The organism is Brachybacterium kimchii (genome assembly GCF_023373525.1).
Classification (GTDB): Bacteria; Actinomycetota; Actinomycetes; order Actinomycetales; family Dermabacteraceae; genus Brachybacterium; species Brachybacterium kimchii.
This window is the reverse complement of record NZ_CP097218.1, coordinates 3513063-3531922: the sequence shown is the minus strand read 5'-3', so window position 1 is coordinate 3531922 and position 18860 is coordinate 3513063. Positions and strand designations below refer to the sequence as shown.

Sequence of the window (18860 nt, the reverse complement as noted above, 5' to 3'; positions counted from 1 at the left end):
TCGGCGTGAGAACCCGAGTCGTCGCGTGGATCGCCGTGGCGGTCGCGCTCGTGTGCGTGCCGCCGCTGATCGCCGACGCCGCGCTCGGCGAGCAGCTCTTCACCTCCATCCACCGCGAGTACCCGGGGGCGACCACGGCGATGGTCGCGGGGCTCGTCGAGTCTGCGGCCGCCCTCGCGGGAGTGCTCACCCTGGGATCCCTGGTCACGGTCGCCTTCCTGCACGGACGCACCCGCAGGACCGCGCGGCGCGTGCAGTCCGCGCCCGACCTCACCGCGCTGCTCGTCTCCTCGATCAGCTGGTGCGTGCTCTCGCTCGCGAGCATCGTCGCGAGCGCCGCCGACACCAACGGCCTGGCGCTGTCGCGGGTGATCAGCCCCGACACGATGCTGCGGGTGTACTCGTTCGGGTACATGCCGCGGGCCTGGACGGTCACCGCGGTCGCGGCGCTCGTCGTCGTCCTCACCGCCTTCCTCGCGACCCGCTGGGCGACCCTCCTGCTGGCCCTCTGGGCGAGCTGCATCGGCATCCTCGCGCCGGTCGTCGTCGGGCAGATCCTCGTCGGCCCCAACCACGACGTGGGCTCGGACGCCGGCACCCTGCAGACCCTCGTGATCGGTCTGCTGCTCGCCCCGCTGCTGATCGACGCGATCCTCGGCGCGGCGGGCGCCCCGCAGACCGACCGCGGCCGCCTGCGCCTGCTGGCGCGGATCGGCGTGCCCGCGGCGCTCGTGCTCGAGGTCTTCCTCGCCTGGTTCAAGCTCCAGGGCGCCGGCGCGCTCGGAACACCGACCGCGGCGCTCGAGGGCGTGCGGATCCTGCTGCTGCTCGCGATGGGCGCGCTGCTGCTGGTGCGGGGCTCGGGGCCCCTCGGGGGCCGACGCGTCGCGGCGCTCGGCGTGCTGCTGCTCGCGGTGCTCGGCGCCGGCGCGGCGATGCTGCGGATCCCGCCGCCGCAGTACTTCATGCCCACCTCGATCCCCGAGGTGTTCATGGGCTACGAGGTGCCCGAGGCGCCCTCGGCCGAGGTGCTGGTCTCCACCGGACGGCTGAACCTGCTGTTCAGCGTGCTCTCGCTCGGCATGATCGTGCTGTACCTCGCGATGGTGGTCTCGCTGCGGCGGCGCGAGGACCGCTGGCCGCTCTCGCGCACGATCTTCTGGATCGCCGGCTGGCTGGTGGTGCTGCTCGCGACCAACAGCGGGATCGGCCGCTACTCGGCGCCCGACTTCGGCGTGCACATGGCCGTGCACATGAGCCTGGGCATGCTCGCCCCGATCTTCCTGGTCCAGGGCGGGATCATCACGCTGATGCTGCGCGCCTCGGCGGCGCACGCGCGGACCGTGGGCGTCCACGCCTGGATCACGCAGGCGCTGAACTGGTCTGTGCTGCGCACCGTGTACCACCCGGCGCTCGTGTTCATCGTGTTCATCGGCAGCTACTACGGCCTGTACTTCTCCCCGCTGTTCGGGCTGATGATGCGCTACCACTGGGCGCACCAGCTGATGAACCTGCACTTCCTGCTCGTCGGCTACCTCTACTACAGCCTCATCATCGGCGTGGACCGGCCGCCGCGGCCGCTGCCGCACATCGGCCGCCTCGGCTACATCCTCGCGGCGATGCCGTTCCACGCCTTCTTCGGCGTCGCCATCATCTCGAGCTCCACGATCCTCGCGGAGACCTACTACACCTACCTCGACCTGCCGTGGGCGGACCTCACCCACTCCCAGCAGGTGGCGGGGTCCGTGGCCTGGGCGGGCGGCGAGGTGCCGCTCGTGATCGCGATCATCGCGCTCGGCGTGCAGTGGGCCCGGCAGGACGACGTCGAGGCCCGGCGCCGCGACCGCCACATGGATCGCGGGCTCGACGACGAGTTCGACGCGTACAACGAGATGCTCAAGAAGCTCTCGGACAGGAAGGGCAGCTGATGACACCGCCCGTGCTCGAGTCCCGGACGCCCGCCGACGGGGACTCCGCCTCCCCCTCGACCACCCCCTCGACCGCTCCCGGCCCGATCGACCCCGCCGAGCGCTGGAGCTTCGACGTCTCCGGCATGACCTGCGCGGCGTGCGCGAACCGCATCGAGCGCAAGCTCAACAAGGCCGACGGCATCTCCGCGACGGTGAACTACGCGACCGAGCGCGCCCTGGTCACCGGCATCGAGGCCCCGGACGAGGCGATCACCCTGATCCGCGCCGCCGGTTACGACGCCGCCGTGCACGACGAGGCCGACGACACCTGGTCGCGCCGCGCGACGGAGATGCGCATCACCTCGCTGCGGCGCCGGCTGATCGCGGCCGCGCTGCTGACGATCCCGCTGATGGACGTCTCGCTCGTGCTCGCGCTGGTGCCGCAGTGGCGGTTCCCGGGCTGGGCGCTGCTGTGCGTGCTGCTCGCGATCCCCGTGGTCACCTGGGCTGCCTGGCCCTTCCACCGGATGACGCTGCGGAACCTGCGCCACGGTGCGGTCTCCATGGACACGCTGGTCTCGATCGGGATCGCGGTGTCCTTCGGCTGGGCGATCGTCTCGATGCTCGTGGGCCTCGAGCCGCAGGACGGCTTCTGGCTCGGCTTCGGGCGCGCACCGGCCGGGGCCGACGCCCTCTACCTCGACGTCGCGGCGGGGATGACCACGTTCCAGCTGGCAGGGCGCTACTTCGAGTCCCGCAGCCGACGCCGCGCGGGCGACGTCCTCGGCGCGCTCACCGCGCTCGGGGCGAGCGAGGCGCGCGTGCGCCGCGACGGCTCCGAGTCCATGGTCGCGATCGATCAGCTGCGCCGCGGCGACCTGCTCGTGGTGCGCCCCGGCGAGACCGTCCCGGCCGACGGGGAGATCGTCGAGGGCTCGGCCGCGCTCGACACGGGCGCCATGACCGGCGAGTCCGTGCTGCGCACGTGCGGGATCGGCGACGAGGTCGTGGGCGGCACCGTCTCGACCGACGGGCTGCTGGTGGTGCGGGCGACCGGCGTCGGCGCGCACACGCAGCTCGCCCAGATGGCCGCGATCGCCGAGCAGGCGCAGGTCCGCAAGGCGGACGTGCAGCGCACGGTCGACGCCGTGGTGCGCGTGTTCGTGCCGGTCGTGCTCGTGCTCAGCGTGCTCGTCGCCGGCGTCTGGCTGCTGCTGGGCGCGAACGTCGCCACCGCCGTCTCGAACGCGATCAGCGTGCTCATCATCGCCTGCCCGTGCGCGCTCGGCCTCGCGACGCCCACCGCGCTGATGGTGGGCGTGGGGCGCGGCGCCGTGCTCGGCATCCTCGTCAAGGGCCAGGACGCCCTCGAGGCGAGCGGCACCGTGACCACCGTCGTCCTGGACAAGACCGGCACGCTCACGGTCGGCGCCCCGAGCGTCGAGCGCGTGGTGGTGACGGGCGGGGCGAGCGCCGCGCAGGTGCTGCGCTGGGCATCGGCCGCCGAGTCCTCCTCCGAGCACGCCGTGGCCACGGCCATCCGCGAGCACGCGGCGAGCCGCGTGGGCGACGTCCCTGAGGCCCGCGACTTCCACGTCACCCCCGGGCTGGGCGTCGAGGCCGTGATCGAGGACGCGCAGGTGGCCGTCGGCAGCCCCGCGCACATGGAGAGCCTCGGCGTCGCCGTCCCCGCGGACCTCGCGGCGACGGTGCGCGAGGCGGAGGCCTCCGGGCGCTCGGCGGTGCTCGTCGCCCGCGAGGGCGCGGCCGTCGGCGCGATCGTGCTGGCCGACGAGATCAAGCCCGATGCGCGCGGTGCGATCGCCGCCCTCCACGAGGCGGGACTGCGCACCGTGCTGCTCACCGGCGACTCCGAGGCCGCCGCCCGGCGCGCGGCCGCGGACCTCGGCATCGACGACGTGCGCGCGGGCGTGCTGCCCACGGGCAAGGCCGCGGCGATCGAGGAGCTGCGCGCCGAGGGCCACTCGGTGGCGATGGTGGGCGACGGCATCAACGACGCCGCGGCGCTGGCCGCGGCGGACCTGGGGCTGGGCATGGTGACCGGCACCGATGTCGCCCTGAAGTCCTCGGACATCATCCTGGTGCGCGAGGACCTCTTCGCCGTGATCGACGCGATCGCGCTCTCCCGGGCCACCAACCGCACCATCCGCACGAACCTCGTGTGGGCCTTCGGCTACAACGTGGCGGCGATCCCGATCGCGGCGATCGGCCTGCTGAACCCGCTCATCGCTGCGGGCGCGATGTCGCTGTCCTCGGTGTTCGTCGTGCACAACTCGCTGCGCCTGCAGAACTTCCGCTCGCGGCGGCCGCGCTCCGGGCGCTCGGGGCGCTCCGGGCGCTGAGCGCGCCGCCGGTCGATTTGCGGCCCCCGTCGGCCGGCCCTAGTGTTCTCTACAGAACGTAGAACTACGACGGGCGGAGCGGGATGCACGGGACGATCGGCGCGGTGGCGCTCAGCATCGTGTTCGCCGCGCTCGGCGTCCATGCGCTCGCGCGCGCGGTGCGCCATCGCGACCGGCCCGTCGACCTCGTGGGCGACCTCCTGCACGTGCTCATGTGCGTCGTCATGGTCGCCATGTCCTGGTCCTGGTGGAACGCGCTCCCGGCGCTCCCTCAGATCATCCTGTTCGCCGTCGCGACCGCGTGGTTCGCCCTGCTCGCCCTGCTGCAGCTCGCAGAGGGCCGCACGGACGCGAGCGTCCACGGCCCGCTGCACCAGGGCCAGCACGCGGTGATGATGCTGGCGATGGTCTGGATGGTGGTGACCATGTCGGCCGATCCCGGCTCGAGCACCCACTCGATGACCATGCTGCCGACCGGCGCGGGCCTGCTGGGCGTGGCCTTCACGGGCGCGCTGGCGGTCTCCGGCCTGCTGCAGCTGGCGGAGGCGCACGAGTCGCCCGGCCCGCGCGCGGGCCTGCGGATGATGGCAGCGATGGACCTCGCCATGGCCCTGGCCTGCTGGCTCATGTTGCTGCACTGATCGACCCATCCGATCCCCGTCCGAATCCGAATCCCTGCCGATCCCCCCACCTCGAGGACAGCCATGACTGCGAACACCGCACGCCGACTCCCCTTCCGCGCAGCTCTCGGCCTCGCCGCCGCAGGGCTCGCCTTCGCCGTGCCCGCGGCCGCGCAGGCGCACGTGACCGCGAGCGCCGCGGACACGACCGCCGGCGCGTACACCGTGGTCACCTTCAGCGTTCCGCACGGCTGCGACGGCTCGGCCACCACGAAGGTCGCCATCGATCTGCCCGAGGGGGTCGACGAGGTCACGCCCACGCGCAACCCCTACTACGACGTCACGACGAAGCGCGAGAAGCTCGCCGATCCCGAGACCGACGCCGACGGCAACGAGGTCACCGAGCGCGACGCCCAGGTCGTGTACACGGCGAAGACCCCGCTGCCCGACGGCGAGCGCGACAGCTTCGAGCTCTCCCTGCAGATCCCCGAGGACGCCGCGGGCACCACGCTCACCTTCCCCACCACCCAGACCTGCGAGAAGGGCGAGACCGCGTGGACGCAGGTGCCGAAGAAGGGGCAGAGCGAGGACGACCTCGAGTCCCCGGCGCCCTCCGTCTCCGTCGCGGCCTCCGATGAGTCCTCCACCGCGACCGCCGTCGCCCAGCCCCAGGCGGCGCTCGACGGGACGACCACCGCGCTCGTCGTCACCAGCCTCGTGATCGGCGCGCTCGGGCTGCTGTGCGGCGCGGCGGCGCTGATCACCGTGCGCAGGAGGCGCTGATCCCGTCGTGACGCACCTCCGGATCCCTGCACTGCGGGTGCTGCTCGGGAGCATCCTCGGCCTGCTGCTGATGCTCGGCGGAGCGGCTCCCGCGCTCGCCCACGCGCAGCTGGAGTCGAGCAGCCCCGCCGACGGGACCGTCCTCGAGCACGCCCCCGCCTCGGCGACCCTCACCTTCGACGAGCACGTGCGGCCGATCGACGGAGAGACCCGCCTGACCCGCCCCGACGGCACCTCCACGACCCTCGAGGCGCACTCGCGCGACGACGACGTGCTCGCCGCGCTGCCCTCGGACCTCCCCGACGGCAGCTACGTGCTCACCTATCGGGTGGTCTCGGCCGACGGGCATCCGGTGACGGGGACCCTCGACTTCTCCGTCGGCGCCCCCTCCACGATCCCTGCCGCGCCGTCCGCCGGCTCCGACACCGGTGCCGACGCCGGCGCCGGCACCGATACCGCGGCGCACGAGGAACCGGGCGCGGGGGCGGCCACGCTGGTCCCGGTCCTCACCGTGGCCGAGTACCTCTCGCTGCTGGTGATGGCGGGCATGCTGCTGTGCTCCGTGCTCGTGGCGCGCGGCGCGGCGGCCCGGGCCGTGATGGCCTCGGGTCGGGCGACGAGGGCCCTGCGGGGGCTCGCGCTGGTGGCCGCCGCGGCGGCCGTCCTCCTCGTCCCCGTGACCGCCGCCGAGGCCGCCGGCTGGACGCGCATGGGCGCGGGGCTCTCCGCCCCGCCCGTCGTCGGAGCCGGCGCCGTGGTCCTCGGGGCCGCCCTGGTGATCGGGGCGGGCGGGGCGCGCAGGCCCGCGCTCTCCGTGCCGGGCGCGCTGCTGGCCATGGTCGCCCCGGTGCTCGTCGGCCATTCTGCGTCCATCGCGCCGCGTCCCCTGATGCTCGTCGCCGATGTCGCCCACCTGCTCGCGGGCGCCGTGTGGTCGGGCGGGCTGCTCGCGGCGATCGCGATGCTCACGGTGCTGCACCGGCACTCGGCGGCCGCGGAGGGCGTGGCCGTGGTGCGGCGGTTCTCCCTCGTGGCGCTGGTCAGCGTGCTGGTGCTCGCAGCCAGCGGCACCACGATGGCGGTGCTGATCCTGGACACACCGTCGGCGCTGGTGACCTCGGCGTGGGGTCGCACGCTGCTCGTCAAGCTCGTGGTCGTCGCCGTCGCGGTGGGGCTGGCGGCGTGGAACCGCACCCGCCTGCTGCCGGCGATCGCCTCGGCCGACGCCCCCTGGGAGCGCCTGCTGCGGATCATGCGGCGCGAGGCCGCGCTGCTGCTGGGGGTGCTGGCCGTCACCGGCCTGCTCGTGAACCTCAGCCCCCACGTGCACTCGATGGAATCGATGAGCGGCACGGAGTCCGCCCAGGTCGACGCGCCGGTCGCACCGGCGACGTCCGGGGCCGCGTGATCGAACGCCCACGCCCCGCCCGTAGGATGGCCGGATGACGACGCCCGAGGAGGAGCCCGCCCCCGCGGCGACGGCATCCGCGGACGTCCTGCGCGGACTCCTGCTCGCGGTCGCCGGAGGCGATGCCGAGGCCTTCCCCCGGCTCTACGACTCCACGAGCGCGCGCGTGTTCGGCCTCGTGCTGAGGGTGCTGAGGGACCGGGCGCAGTCCGAGGAGGTCACCCAGGAGGTGTACCTCGAGGTGTTCCGCCGGGCATCGTCCTTCGACCCGTCTAGGGGATCGGCCCTGGCCTGGATCCTCACCATGGCCCACCGCCGCGCGGTGGACAGGGTGCGCGCGTCACAGTCGCAATCCGATCGCGATGTCGCCTACGAATCACGATCGTCGACGGAGCAGCCCGACCCGACCAGCGAGACGGCTCTGGACGGCATCGAGGCGAGCCACGTGCGCGGCGCGCTCTCGCAGCTGTCGGACAGACAGAGCGAGGCGATCCGTCTGGCCTATCTCGACGGACTCACGCAGTCGCAGGTCGCCGAGCGGCTGAGCATCCCGCTGGGGACGGCGAAGACGCGCATCAGGGACGGCCTGCTGGCCCTGCGCCGGATCATGAGCACGGAGCACACGAGGGAGGAGGAGAGATGAGCGAGACCGGCGCAGCACCGCGCGCGGGCGGACACGAGGAGCTCGAGTCGCTCGTGGCCTCCTACGCGCTCGACGCCCTCGACCCCTCCCGGAGCGCGGAGGTCGAGGCCCACCTGGCCACGTGCCCGCAGTGCCGTGACCTCGCGGACTCCCTGCGCGAGACGACTGTCGGCCTCTCCGAGGGGCTCGAGACGCCCCCTCCCGCCGCGCTGCGCGACCGGATCCTGGAGGCCGTGAGCGCCGAGTCGGATGCGGCGCCCGCGACGCCCACGATGGACGAGGAGCCCACAGCGCCCGAGGAGTCCGAGGACGCCACGCCCCGGCGCCGGCCGAGGCGCCGCGCCGTCCTCGCCGGAGGGTTCGCCCTCGCCGCGAGCGCGCTGGTCGCGACCGGCCTCGTCGTCGCACGCCCCTGGCGCTCGCAGGAGGAGAAGGACATCGACGAGGTGCTCGCGGCGGACGATGCCCGGGAGTACACGACGACGTGGCGCTCGGCGCGGATCACGGCGGTGCGCTCGCCCTCCCTGGGCTCTGCGGTGCTGAAGGTCGAGGACCTCCCCGCCGCTCCGTCGGGCAAGGACTACCAGGCATGGACCATGGAGTCCGAGGGCCCCGTGAGCGCAGGGCTGGTCCACCCCGACGATGACGGCGACTCCCGCACACTGCTGTCCGCGGGGTCTGCCGAGGGAGCCGCCATCAGCCTCGAGCCCGCCGGGGGTTCGGAGCAGCCGACGACCGTCCTGGCCGCGCTCGACTACTCCTGAGGCGGACCGCTCCTGCGGTGCGAGGCGAGGGTCATCCCTCGTCGACGAGCCTCGCGAAGACGATCACGTTGTCCGCATGGCGCCCCGCCGCGTCGACCGTGCCGCCGCAGGTGATCATGCGCAGCTCGGCGCTCGACGTGTTCTCGTACACGGCCCAGGTGGGGAAGGAGTCCTTGGGGAAGCGGCCGACGTCGTAGACCTCGAAGGTCGCGGTGCTCCCGTCCGCGCGCTCCACGTCGACGCGGTCGCCCTTGCGCACCGCGCCGAGCTCGAAGAACACCGAGGGCTTCCCGCTGTAGGTCACGTGGCCCTCGATCACCGCGGGGCCCTGCTCACCGGGGGTCGGTGAGCCGTCAAACCAGGCGGCGTCGTCCTTGCGGGCCCCGCTGGGGGCCGGCAGCGTGCCGTCATCGGCGAGAGGGATCCCGAACACCGCGCCGTCGATGTCGCGGTCCGGCACCCGGACGCGGACCGGCTTCGATGCCGGCAGCGCCGCGGGCGTGCTGGGAGCCGCGGAGGTCGAAGGGGTCTGCTCCGCGTCGCTCGACGGCGGCGTCGTCGCGCCGGAGCTGCTGGAGCTGTCGGAGCTGCTGGAAGCGGTCTGCGCCGCAGGGGCCTGGGGCGGGGGCGGCTCCTGGTCGACCAGGAAGACGATCAGGAGCACGAGCCCCGCCACGCACAGCGCACCGCTCGCGGCGGCCGCCCAGAGGCGGCCGCCGCGGCGGTGCTGCGTCGTCTTGCTGCTCATCGAGGGACGACGATCCTCACTTCTGCGCGCGAGCGCTGCGACGGCGGCTCACGACGGCTCCGACGACGCCCGCGGTGACGAGCGCGCCGCCGGCTGCGAGCAGCCCGGCGTCCTCGATGCCGGCGGTGGTGCCGTCACCGGTCTCGACGCCGCCCTGCGGCATGTCGGACATCTGGCTCACGGTGACCGCACCGCAGGCCGCGGGATCCGTGGCCTCGCTGGGCAGCGACGGGTCGAGATCGGACTTGGTGTCCCCGTCGTACTTCCCGCTGCCGTTGTGGTCCACACCGTGCACGACCACGACCGCCTTGCCGTCCTTGAGGGACGAGGCGACGTCGTCGCTCACCTTGATGGTGCGCTCGTAGTGGCCGTCGCCCGTGGGGAAGTTCGCGACGTCCAGACCGTTGTCCGGACCGGTCCCGCCCTTCGTGGTGAGCGAGGTGCCGATCATGCCGTAGTCGTCCATGGCGTCGCTGACCTGGATGGCTCCGTTCTCGCCCGAGCCCTTCATGTTCGGGTCGGGGCACTTGCCCTTGCCCCCGATGTGGATGTGCTGGGCGTGCGGCGAACCCTCGAGCAGCCCCTTGGTATCCATCTTCACGGTGAGCTGGTCGCCGTCGAGGGTGAGCCAGGCCGTGCCCGAGGCGCCGGAATCGTTGAGCTCGCTGAGGTCTGCCTGGTAGCTGTGCGCGTCACTGCCCTCGGCGAGAGCCGGTGCGGTCGCGCCGAAGCCGACCGCCGCCATCGTGGCTGCCATGAGGGAGATGGACTTCATCGTCTTGCGCATGATGCCTCCGTTCGGAGTCACCGTGCGGCCGACGGGCCGCAGGGGACGGTGACGAAGGGTGTTCGGAGCGTCGGGCGGTCCGGATTGGTCGGGAATCGGTCGGGAATCGTTCGGGATCCGCCCGGTCCGGGATGTCACGGGAAGGTCACGGATGGGTCTCGGTGTCCGCCGACGCGCACCGCGCGCGGTCAGGGCATGGTGTCATGCGTCACGTCGGGGTCCTCTCCTCCGGAGCCCGACCCGGCGCCGCCGGCCATCCCTCTCCCCTCCCCGAGGCAGCCCATGAGACACCTCCCTGCGCACCGTCGCGCCCTCCTCTCCCCACGATCCCTCCTCACCGCCGGCGCCGCGGCAACCCTCGCCGCCGCCATGTTCGGCCCCCTTCCCGCCCAGGCCGACGGCCAGGGCGACGACCTCGGGACGGCCTCCTCCCACGGAGTCGAGGCCCCCGCGAAGGGCTCCCCCTCCCTCGACGACGTGAAGGGCGCCGTGCCCGACCGCTACCTGGTCCAGGTCGAGGGCGCCCCGCAGGCGCAGGGCACTCCCCAGCGCACGCTGAAGACGAAGCAGACCGGCGTCGTCGAGAAGGCGGAGAAGGACGGCCTGGACCTGACCGTCGACCAGTCCTTCACGCACGCGTGGAACGGCATGGCGGTCTCGATGACGAAGGCCGACGCCGAGGCGCTCCAGGACGTCGACGGCGTCACCGCCGTCTACCCCGTGATGCAGGTGGCCCTGCCGCCGGACGAGGACGACGCCTCCCCCGAGGACGAGTACGCCAACGCCATGACCGGTGTGGACAGCGTCCAGAAGGTCGACGGCCTGGACGGCGAGGGGGTGACCGTCGGCGTCATCGACTCGGGCGTCGACTACAACAACCCCGATCTCGGCGGCTCCGGGACGAACGACCAGACGAAGGACTTCCCCGGCTCGCGCGTGACCATGGGCTATGACTTCGTGGGCGACGACTACAACTCCTCTGTCGCGGGCAGCGTCCCGAAGCCCGACGAGTACCCCGACGACTGCGGCGGGCACGGCACCCACGTCGCGGGCATCATCGGGGCCGACGGCGACGTCACCGGGGTCGCTCCGAAGGCCGACATCGCCTCCTACCGGATCTTCGGCTGCGAGGGCACGAGCTCGACCGACGTCATCCTCGCCGCGATGGACCGCGCCTTCGCCGACGGCGTCGACGTCATCAACATGTCGCTCGGCGCCTCGTTCATGACCTGGGACGAGTACCCGACCGCGCAGGCCTCGAACGAGATCACCGCCAAGGGCGTCGTGGTCGTCGCCTCGGGCGGCAACGAGGGCGAGGCCGGGACGTTCTCCGGAGGCGCTCCTGGCGTCGGCAGCGACGTGATCACCGTCGGTTCCGTCGAGAACACCGACGCCCACACCCCCTACTTCGCCGTGGGCACGACGAAGTACGGCTTCACCTCCGCCGAGGACGGCGGGAAGGTCCCGACCTCCGGCAAGGTCGTGCTGGCGAGCGCCGGCGAGGACTCGGACGCAGCCGCCGCCCCCGTCCTGGCCTGTGATCCGGCCGAGGTTCCGAAGCCGACGAAGAAGAAGCAGGCCCTGCTCGTCAAGCGCGGCACGTGCTCCTTCCACGACAAGGCGGCGAACGCCCAGGAGGCCGGATACACCGCGGTCGTGCTGTACAACAACAGCGCCGGCCTCATCAGCCCCACCGTCGCGGGCGACCCCGAGATCACCATCCCCGTCGTCTCCATCACCCAGGACGACGGCGTCGCCCTGCAGAAGGCCATCGCCGCGGGCACGACGAAGATCGCCTGGAAGGACGGCGTGGCCGTGTTCCCGAACGCGGGCGCGGGCCTCATGTCGTCCTTCTCCTCGTACGGGCTCACGGCCGAGCTGGGCCTGAAGCCCGACCTGTCGGCCCCCGGGGACAGATCTATTCGACCGTGCCGCTCGAGCAGGGCGGGCACGGCACGAAGTCCGGCACCTCGATGGCCTCCCCGCACGTCGCGGGCGCGGCTGCGCTGATGCTGCAGGAGCACTCGGGCTGGACGCCGAAGCAGGTGAAGTCGGCGCTCGTGAACACGGCCGATCCGCTGGACTGGTCGCTCGAGCCCGGCAAGGGGTACCTCGAGCCGGTGCACCGGCAGGGCGCGGGCATGCTCGACATGGTCGAGGCCGCCCACACCTCCACCTCGATCGGCGAGCCGACGATCTCGCTCGGGGACAGCGCGCAGGGCGCCCACTCGGTCACGGTGAACGTGCGCAACGACGGCGACACGGCGAAGACCTATGCGGTCTCGACCCGCAGCGGCGTCGCCACCGGCGGCTCGCCGTCGGACCCGGCGTTCCAGGTCGCGGACCCCTCCGTGCGGCTCTCGAGCCGCTCGGTGACCATCCAGCCGCACCGCTCGGCGCTCGTGACCGCGCGGATCAGCGAGGACTTCGGCGAGGACGGCATCATCTATGGCGGCTGGATCCAGCTGACCAGCGATGACGAGGACCTCTCGGTGCCCTTCGCGGGCATGTCCGGCGACTACCAGAACGTCGAGGTGCTCGGCGCCCACGAAGGTCTGCCGGTCCTCGGCAAGGCGCAGGGCGAGAACATCGTGCCGGTCTCCGGCGAGGACGCGACGTACTCGATGTCCGGGGACGACGTCCCCTACGTCCTCTTCTACCTGGACTACCCGGTCGAGCGCCTGGACGTGGCCGTGTACCACGCGAAGGCCGACGGCTCGAAGGGCAGGCTCGTGAACCCCAAGGTGGGCACGGTCAGCTCCGAGAGCAAGTGGGGCCGCTCCTCCGAGACGGAGGCGCTGCCCTGGGACGGCACTTACCAGACCGCGAAGGGCAAGACGGTCACCGCGAAGGACGGGAAGTACATCATCGAGGTCCGCGTGCTCAAGGCCCTCGGAGATCCCGACACGGCCTCCGACTGGGAGAGCTGGGACTCCGAGGTGCTGACTCTCGCGCACCAGAAGCCCTGAGCCCGGTGAGGGATTCGTCGCCGCCCCTGTGGCGCTGACGGCCCCGCGCCGCTCCGAGCCGTCGCCCCCGATCCGCAGCAGCGGGTCGGGGGCGGCGTCGTCCCGACGTCATCTCGCCGTGGCTCCGCTCTCCCGCCAGGGTGCTGAGCCGAGCGCGAGCACGAGGACCGGCACGAGCAGCACGGCCCCGATCATGCCGAGCACCGAGAAGCTGCTGACGGCCATGATCGGCCCCGACGCGAAGGAGGCGACGGCCCCGCACAGGTTCGAGAGCGCATCGGCCCCTCCCTGCGCCGATGCTCGCGCACGCTCGGAGACCGCCGCGCCGAACAGTGCCGACCCGCCCACGTTCATGAAGGACCACCCCAGTCCGAGCAGGATCAGCGAGGCCATCACCCCCGCCATCGACCCGGAGGCGAGGACCGCCAGCGCGAGCGAGGCCGCGAAGAGTGCGATCCCGGCGACGACGGCGGCGCGGTGCCCCACGCGGTCGATGAGGATGCCGACCACGGGCGAGAGCCCGTACATGCCCGCGACGTGCAGGCTGATCGTGATCCCCACGATCGTCACCGATCCGCCCTCGTGCTGGACGTGCACCGGTGTCATGGTCATCAGCGCGACCATGACGGTCTGGGAGGTGAGGATCGCGACGAGCGCGGTGCGGGCCCGGCGGTTCACGCGGAACTCCCGGGCCATGTCCCGCAGCCGCTGCCGTCGCGAGGCGGGGCGGGCGGACCGGACGGTCAGGTCGGGTGCGGCGCTGTCGCGGGCGAGCAGGAGCAGCGGATCCGGCCGCAGGAGCACGAGCACCACGGCCCCGGCCACGACCGACCCGACGGCGGCGATGAGGAAGGCGGCGGAATAGACCGAGAGCCCCGTCGCCGCCCCGATCGCCTGGCCGGGCACGCCGAGGTTGGGGCCGAGCACGTTGCCGATGGCGCCCATCCACACGACGAGCGAGAGGGAGCGCGCCCGGGTGGCCGGCGAGGCGAGGTCCGTGGCGGCGAACCGCGCCTGCAGGCTCGCCGCCGTCCCGGCGCCCGTCAGCAGCAGTCCGAGGAACAGCGGCACGACGAGGTCCCATTGCGCGGCGAGGACCAGCAAAGCCGCACCAAGCCCGGCGATCCACCAGCCGACGGTGAGGGCGACGCGGCGTCCGCGCCGGGCCGCCATCATCCCGAGCGGCACGCCCATCAATGCGGCGCCGAGCGTCGAGGAGGTCCGGGCGAGGCCGGCCCAGGCCTCGCTGTCCGTCACCTCGCCGGCCAGGAGGATGCCGATCGAGGGCGCCACGCCCAGCCCGATCGTGCCCAGGATCTGGGCGACGACGAGCACTGCGAGGGTCCTGCGCTGCTCCGGGTGCGAGACGCCGCGCGGGTCGGCGGCGGTGGTCGTGCCGGTGGGCGCGGCGGGTCGGGACATCGTGCTCTCCTCGAACGGGATCATGCCCGGGCGAGTCTCGGACACGACTTGTATCCCAGTTTAGGGGTGCCTAGACGCCCTCGCGAGGCGATCCCACCTCCGAGACGTGGGCCCGCAGCCGCTCCTCGAACAGGTCCAGGTCGCCGCCCGTGAAGGCCTCCGCGAGCGCGGCGTGCTCGCGGATCGTCTCCTCCCCGCGCTCCAGCAGCGCCTCGCCCTCGACGGAGAGCGCGAAGCGGTGGCGGTCGGCCAGGCGCTCGTAGAGCTCCAGCAGCACGTCGCTGCCGCCTGCCTCCACGAAGCAGCGGTGGAAGGCGAGGAGCGAGGTCACGTGCTCCCGGAGGTCGCGCGTGCGCACCGTGCGGCGCTGCGCCTCCAGGACCTCCTCGAGCCGGGCGACGCTCCGCCGCCGGGCGTCCGGGGCCGCGCGGCGCGCGCTCGTGATCTCGAGCATGGCGCGGGCCTCCGCGAGCTCCTCGACCGCACGCTGGCTCAGCCCGCGGACCAGGGCTCCGCGCTGCGGGTAGATCGCGATCCACCCCTCCTGCTGCAATCGCACGAGCGCTGCCCGCACCGGCGTGCGGCTCACCGCGAGCTCCTGCGCGAGCCCGGCCTCCCCGAGCATGGCTCCGGGCGCCAGGTCGCCGTCGAGGATCCGCTCCCGGATCCGCAGGTACGCCCGTTCGGCCGCGCTCGGCGCTCCCGCCGCTTGCGCCATCCGCCCCACCCCGTCCGGTCCCGTCCGTCGGCGGCCGCCGACGGCACGCCCTGGTCACCCCAGGATAACGAGGGTCCCGGGGCACGCCTCGCGACCCGTCCCGCGTGCGCTGGGGCACCCTCGCGCGAGCACGCGTTCCGTGCACCCCGGCCACGTGCTTTGATGGGGCGCACCCGCGCGCGGGAGGCTGCGGCCCGACCCACCCGTCGGCCCGCCCGTCGGCCCCGTGCGCACCGGAGTCCAGGGGGAGGTCGCGATGGGACGCGAGATCGGCTCGACCCAGTACACCCGCAGCGAGCGCACGCACTACCGGCGGGAGCTGAGGCGCAATCTCGACCTGTTCGAGACGTTCCTGGACACCGCCGAGTTCCGCACCGAGGGCACCATCGGCGTCGAGCTCGAGATGAACCTCGCCGTCGAGTCGGGCGACGGGGACCCGATGGCGCCGGCCCTCCTGGCCGACGAGGTCATCCCCGCGATCGACGACCCCGACTTCGTGCACGAGCTGGGACGCTTCAACGTCGAGGCGAACCTGCCCGTCACCCACCCGCGCGGCAGCGGGCTGCGGGACCTCGAGCAGCAGCTGCACGAGCGGATCGAGAAGGCCGACGCCACGGCGCGCCGGCACGGCGCGCGCGTAGTGCCCGTCGGGCACCTGCCCACCCTCACGTCCGAGATGTTCCAGGACGACTCCTGGCGCTCCCCCGGCGCCCGCTACGAGGCGCTCGAGAACACGGTGATGGAGGCGCGCGGCGAGGAGATCCACCTGCGCATCAGCGGCGAGGGCCGCGGGCTGGACGTCGAGTTCGACTCGATCGGGCCCGAGGCCGCATGCACCTCCATGCAGCTGCACCTGCAGGTCTCCCCCGAGCAGTTCGCCGACGTCTGGAACGCCGCGCAGGCGATCGCCGGCCCGCAGGCGGCGCTGGGCGCGAACTCGCCGTTCCTGTTCGGGCGCCGGCTCTGGCACGAGAACCGGATCCCCGCGTTCACGCAGGCCCTGGACACGCGCCCGCCCGAGTACGCGACCCAGGGCGTGCGCCCGCGGGTGTGGTTCGGCGAGCGCTGGATCACCTCGATGTTCGACCTCTTCGAGGAGAACGTGCGGCTGTTCCCCGCGCTCATCCCCGAGTCCCGCACCATGGCCGAGGAGCCCCTGCTCGCCGAGAGCGCGTCCCCGCGCCTGCACGAGCTGATGCTGCACAACGGCACCGTGTGGCGCTGGAACCGCCCGATCTACGATCCCGGCGAGGACATGCCCCACCTGCGCCTGGAGAACCGTCTGCTGCCGGCCGGGCCGTCGGCGATCGACATGGCCGCGAACGCCGCGTTCCTCTACGGGATCCTCGAGTCGCTCGTGAAGGAGCGGCGCCCGCTGTGGTCGCGCATGAGCTTCGAGCAGGCCGCCGAGCACTTCGAGCTGTGCGCGCGGTGGGGCCTGGAGGCCCGCATCACCTGGCCGCGCCTGGGCAAGGTGCGCGTCGCGGACCTGCTGGTGGAGCACCTCATCCCCCAGGCCATGCAGGGCCTGCGGGACCTCGGGACCGACGAGGACGTGATCGAGCGCTACGAGTCGGTGCTGCTGGGACGCGCCCGCTCGGGACGCAACGGCGCCCGCTGGCAGATCGACACCGTCACCTCCCTCGAGCTGCGCGGTGCGAGCCGCCAGGACGCCCTCGCCCGGATGACCGCGATGTACATCGAGGGCGTCCACTCCGGGCGCCCCGTGCACGAATGGCCGATGCCCGCGCGGGGACAGGCCGACGTCTGAGAGGTCCGATCGGCGCGAGGTCGACGCCCGGTCGGTGCCGGCCCCGCCCCGTCGGCCCGCATGCCGAGAGTGCGTCTCAGATCCTGGATGTCCGGTTTAGAGTGAGCGCATGAGCCAGAATCCCTCCTCCCCCACCTCCGCTCCGCCCACTCCCCCGTCGGCCCCGGCCGGATCCACGAGCGAGGACCGCTCCGCGCGCGTCGCGGTGACCGTGTTCCCCGTGCTGATCCTCGCCGCCGCCGCGCTCGGCTTCTTCGTGCCCGCCGCCGGGCAGGCGATCTCCGGGTACACGAACCTTTTCCTGGGCATCATCATGTTCGCCATGGGGCTCACCCTCACCATCCCCGACTTCTCGCTCGTGCTGAAGCGGCCCCTGCCGGTGCTGATCGGCGTGCTCGCCCAGTACGTCGTGATGCCGCTCGTGGGCTTCGCCGTCGCCTGGGTGCTGCAGCTGCCGCCCGAGCTCGCGGCCGGCGTGATCCTCGTGGGCTGCGCCCCCGGCGGCACCAGCTCGAACGTCATCAACTACCTCTCGAAGGCGGACACCGCGCTCTCGGTGACGATGACCTCGATCTCCACGCTCATCGCCCCGATCCTCACCCCTGTCCTGACCCTCTGGCTCGCCGGCGCCTACATGCCGCTCGACGCCGGCGAGATGGCCCTGAGCATCGTGAAGATGGTGCTGATCCCCGTGATCGCGGGTCTCGTGATCCGCCTGGTGCTCTCGCGTCTGGTGGACCGCATCCTGCCGGCCCTGCCGTGGGTGAGCGTCGCCGGCATCTCCCTGGTCGTCATCGCGGTGGTCTCCGGCAGCGCCGACCAGATCGTCTCCGCGGGCGCGCTCGTGCTGCTCGCCGTGGTGCTGCACAACGCCTTCGGCTACCTGCTGGGCTACTGGTTCGCGCGCGTGCTGCGCCAGCCGATCCGCACCGCCCGCACCACCTCGATCGAGGTCGGCATGCAGAACTCGGGACTCGCCGCCACGCTCGCCGCCCAGTACTTCAGCCCCGCCGCGGCACTGCCCGGCGCCGTGTTCTCGATCTGGCACAACCTCTCCGGTGCGGTGCTCGCCATGTACTACCGGCGCACGGCGCAGCGTCAGGACGCGGACCCGCGGTGACGCGGATCACCTCGCATCCGGCGGTGCAGGGAACGTGCCCTCACGACCCGACGCTCGCCACGCTGACCTGGGGCGATGCGGAGGGCGCACAGGATCTGCACACCCTGGGGCGCCCTTCCCAGGAAACCCGTAGGGACGCTCCAGCGAATCTTGCAGACAGGCTGGTTATCTGTACTCAACGCGTTACCGGCGGTCGGGCCTTCTGAGGAGGTGGCCCCGCCACTGAAGCCGGAACGCGGGGGAAAGGGATGGCCCCGGCTCGTGGGGACGAGCCGGGGCGCTTTCTTTGTCAGGGGCTTTCCGGGCTCCGGGCCTCACTCGACGGCGAGGGGCCTGCGCGCATCGCGGCGCGTGCCGCGCACACGGACCACCATCCCGGCCCACGCCACGGCGAGCGCGACCACTCCCGTGAAGAAGACGAGGGTCAGCACCGGATCCGAGCGCAGAAGGTGCGGTATCAGCCGCCCGGGCGAGAGGATCGCGAAGACGAATGCGATGCACGTGCCCAGGTAGGAGCCGATCATCCACACCCGGTGCGCCGAGACGTTGCCGCGCCGGATGTTGACGACTCCCATCGTGATGGAGAACAGCGTCCACACCGCGAGCGCGTGCAGCCAGCTGAGCCCCTGCGGGTGGATGAAGAAGCTCGAGACGCACGTGAGGACCATGGCGATCGCCCACGTGCGACCCAGCCAGCGGTGCGCACGGTCGCGGTGGCGGCGGAAGATCTGGATCGGCCCCAGCGTGAGGACGATCAGCGCACCGAGCGCGTGGAGGACGATGACGACGACGGGTGTGCCCATGCGCCGAAGGTAATGTGACGGGCGACACGGC

General features: G+C 72.5%; 16 protein-coding genes. 11 read left to right on the top strand and 5 right to left on the bottom strand.

The window, feature by feature from the left end:
* Positions 1-5: 5 nt before the first annotated feature.
* The 7 genes from M4486_RS16045 (at position 6) to M4486_RS16015 (ending at position 8491) form a co-directional block, all read left to right on the top strand.
* Positions 6-1928 carry a cytochrome c oxidase assembly protein gene (locus M4486_RS16045; protein ID WP_249478283.1) on the top strand — a complete coding sequence of 641 codons (1923 nt, stop codon included), beginning with the start codon at positions 6-8 and terminating at the stop codon, positions 1926-1928.
* Positions 1928-4273, top strand: a complete 2346-nt coding sequence (locus tag M4486_RS16040; protein WP_249478282.1) for a heavy metal translocating P-type ATPase — start codon at positions 1928-1930, stop codon at positions 4271-4273. Before M4486_RS16045 ends, M4486_RS16040 begins: the two co-directional genes overlap by 1 nt.
* 83 nt (positions 4274-4356) lie before the next feature.
* A complete protein-coding gene (locus M4486_RS16035; RefSeq protein ID WP_249478281.1) occupies positions 4357-4914 on the top strand; it encodes a DUF5134 domain-containing protein in 558 nt (185 codons plus the stop codon).
* A 63-nt stretch (positions 4915-4977) separates the two neighbouring features.
* Positions 4978-5676, top strand: a complete 699-nt coding sequence (locus tag M4486_RS16030; RefSeq protein WP_249478280.1) for a YcnI family copper-binding membrane protein — start codon at positions 4978-4980, stop codon at positions 5674-5676.
* A gap of 7 nt (positions 5677-5683) precedes the next feature.
* A complete protein-coding gene (locus M4486_RS16025) occupies positions 5684-7084 on the top strand; it encodes a copper resistance CopC/CopD family protein (RefSeq protein WP_249478279.1) in 1401 nt (466 codons plus the stop codon).
* 34 nt (positions 7085-7118) lie between these two features.
* A complete protein-coding gene (gene sigK, locus M4486_RS16020; RefSeq protein WP_249478278.1) occupies positions 7119-7727 on the top strand; it encodes an ECF RNA polymerase sigma factor SigK in 609 nt (202 codons plus the stop codon).
* Complete coding sequence (locus tag M4486_RS16015) at positions 7724-8491, top strand: anti-sigma factor (RefSeq protein WP_249478277.1); 768 nt, start codon at positions 7724-7726, stop codon at positions 8489-8491. Before sigK ends, M4486_RS16015 begins: the two co-directional genes overlap by 4 nt.
* Before the next feature lie 31 nt (positions 8492-8522).
* Here M4486_RS16015 and M4486_RS16010 read toward each other — a convergent pair whose 3' ends face one another.
* A complete protein-coding gene (locus M4486_RS16010) occupies positions 8523-9239 on the bottom strand; it encodes a class F sortase (protein ID WP_249478276.1) in 717 nt (238 codons plus the stop codon).
* Between the two features lie 16 nt (positions 9240-9255).
* On the bottom strand, positions 9256-10026 hold the full coding sequence (locus M4486_RS16005; RefSeq protein WP_249478275.1) for a CHRD domain-containing protein: 771 nt from the start codon (positions 10024-10026) through the stop codon (positions 9256-9258).
* Positions 10027-10308: 282 nt separating this feature from the next.
* On the opposite strand from M4486_RS16005, the gene M4486_RS16000 reads away from it, so the two are divergent.
* Entirely contained in the window at positions 10309-12036 is a 1728-nt protein-coding gene (locus M4486_RS16000; RefSeq protein WP_283257939.1) for a S8 family serine peptidase, read from the top strand.
* Positions 11955-12995 (top strand): S8 family serine peptidase, encoded by a 1041-nt coding sequence (locus tag M4486_RS15995; protein WP_283257938.1) that lies wholly within the window; start codon positions 11955-11957, stop codon positions 12993-12995. The genes M4486_RS16000 and M4486_RS15995 overlap by 82 nt, the downstream gene beginning before the upstream one ends.
* Positions 12996-13103: 108 nt before the next feature.
* Here the strand turns inward: M4486_RS15995 and M4486_RS15990 are convergent, their stop codons facing one another.
* Both M4486_RS15990 and M4486_RS15985 read right to left on the bottom strand, forming a co-directional pair.
* Complete coding sequence (locus tag M4486_RS15990; protein ID WP_249478274.1) at positions 13104-14417, bottom strand: MFS transporter; 1314 nt, start codon at positions 14415-14417, stop codon at positions 13104-13106.
* 70 nt (positions 14418-14487) lie between these two features.
* Positions 14488-15135 carry a GntR family transcriptional regulator gene (locus tag M4486_RS15985; RefSeq protein ID WP_249478273.1) on the bottom strand — a complete coding sequence of 216 codons (648 nt, stop codon included), beginning with the start codon at positions 15133-15135 and terminating at the stop codon, positions 14488-14490.
* A 256-nt stretch (positions 15136-15391) separates the two neighbouring features.
* Between M4486_RS15985 and M4486_RS15980 the strand changes: the two genes are divergently transcribed.
* Entirely contained in the window at positions 15392-16906 is a 1515-nt protein-coding gene (locus tag M4486_RS15980) for a glutamate-cysteine ligase family protein (RefSeq protein ID WP_249478272.1), read from the top strand.
* Between the two features lie 109 nt (positions 16907-17015).
* Positions 17016-18026: a bile acid:sodium symporter family protein gene (locus M4486_RS15975; RefSeq protein WP_249478271.1), complete on the top strand. Its 1011-nt coding sequence runs from the start codon at positions 17016-17018 to the stop codon at positions 18024-18026.
* 314 nt (positions 18027-18340) lie between these two features.
* On the opposite strand, the gene M4486_RS15970 is transcribed toward M4486_RS15975, so the two are convergent.
* Entirely contained in the window at positions 18341-18829 is a 489-nt protein-coding gene (locus tag M4486_RS15970) for a DUF2306 domain-containing protein (protein ID WP_249478270.1), read from the bottom strand.
* Positions 18830-18860 lie beyond the last annotated feature (31 nt).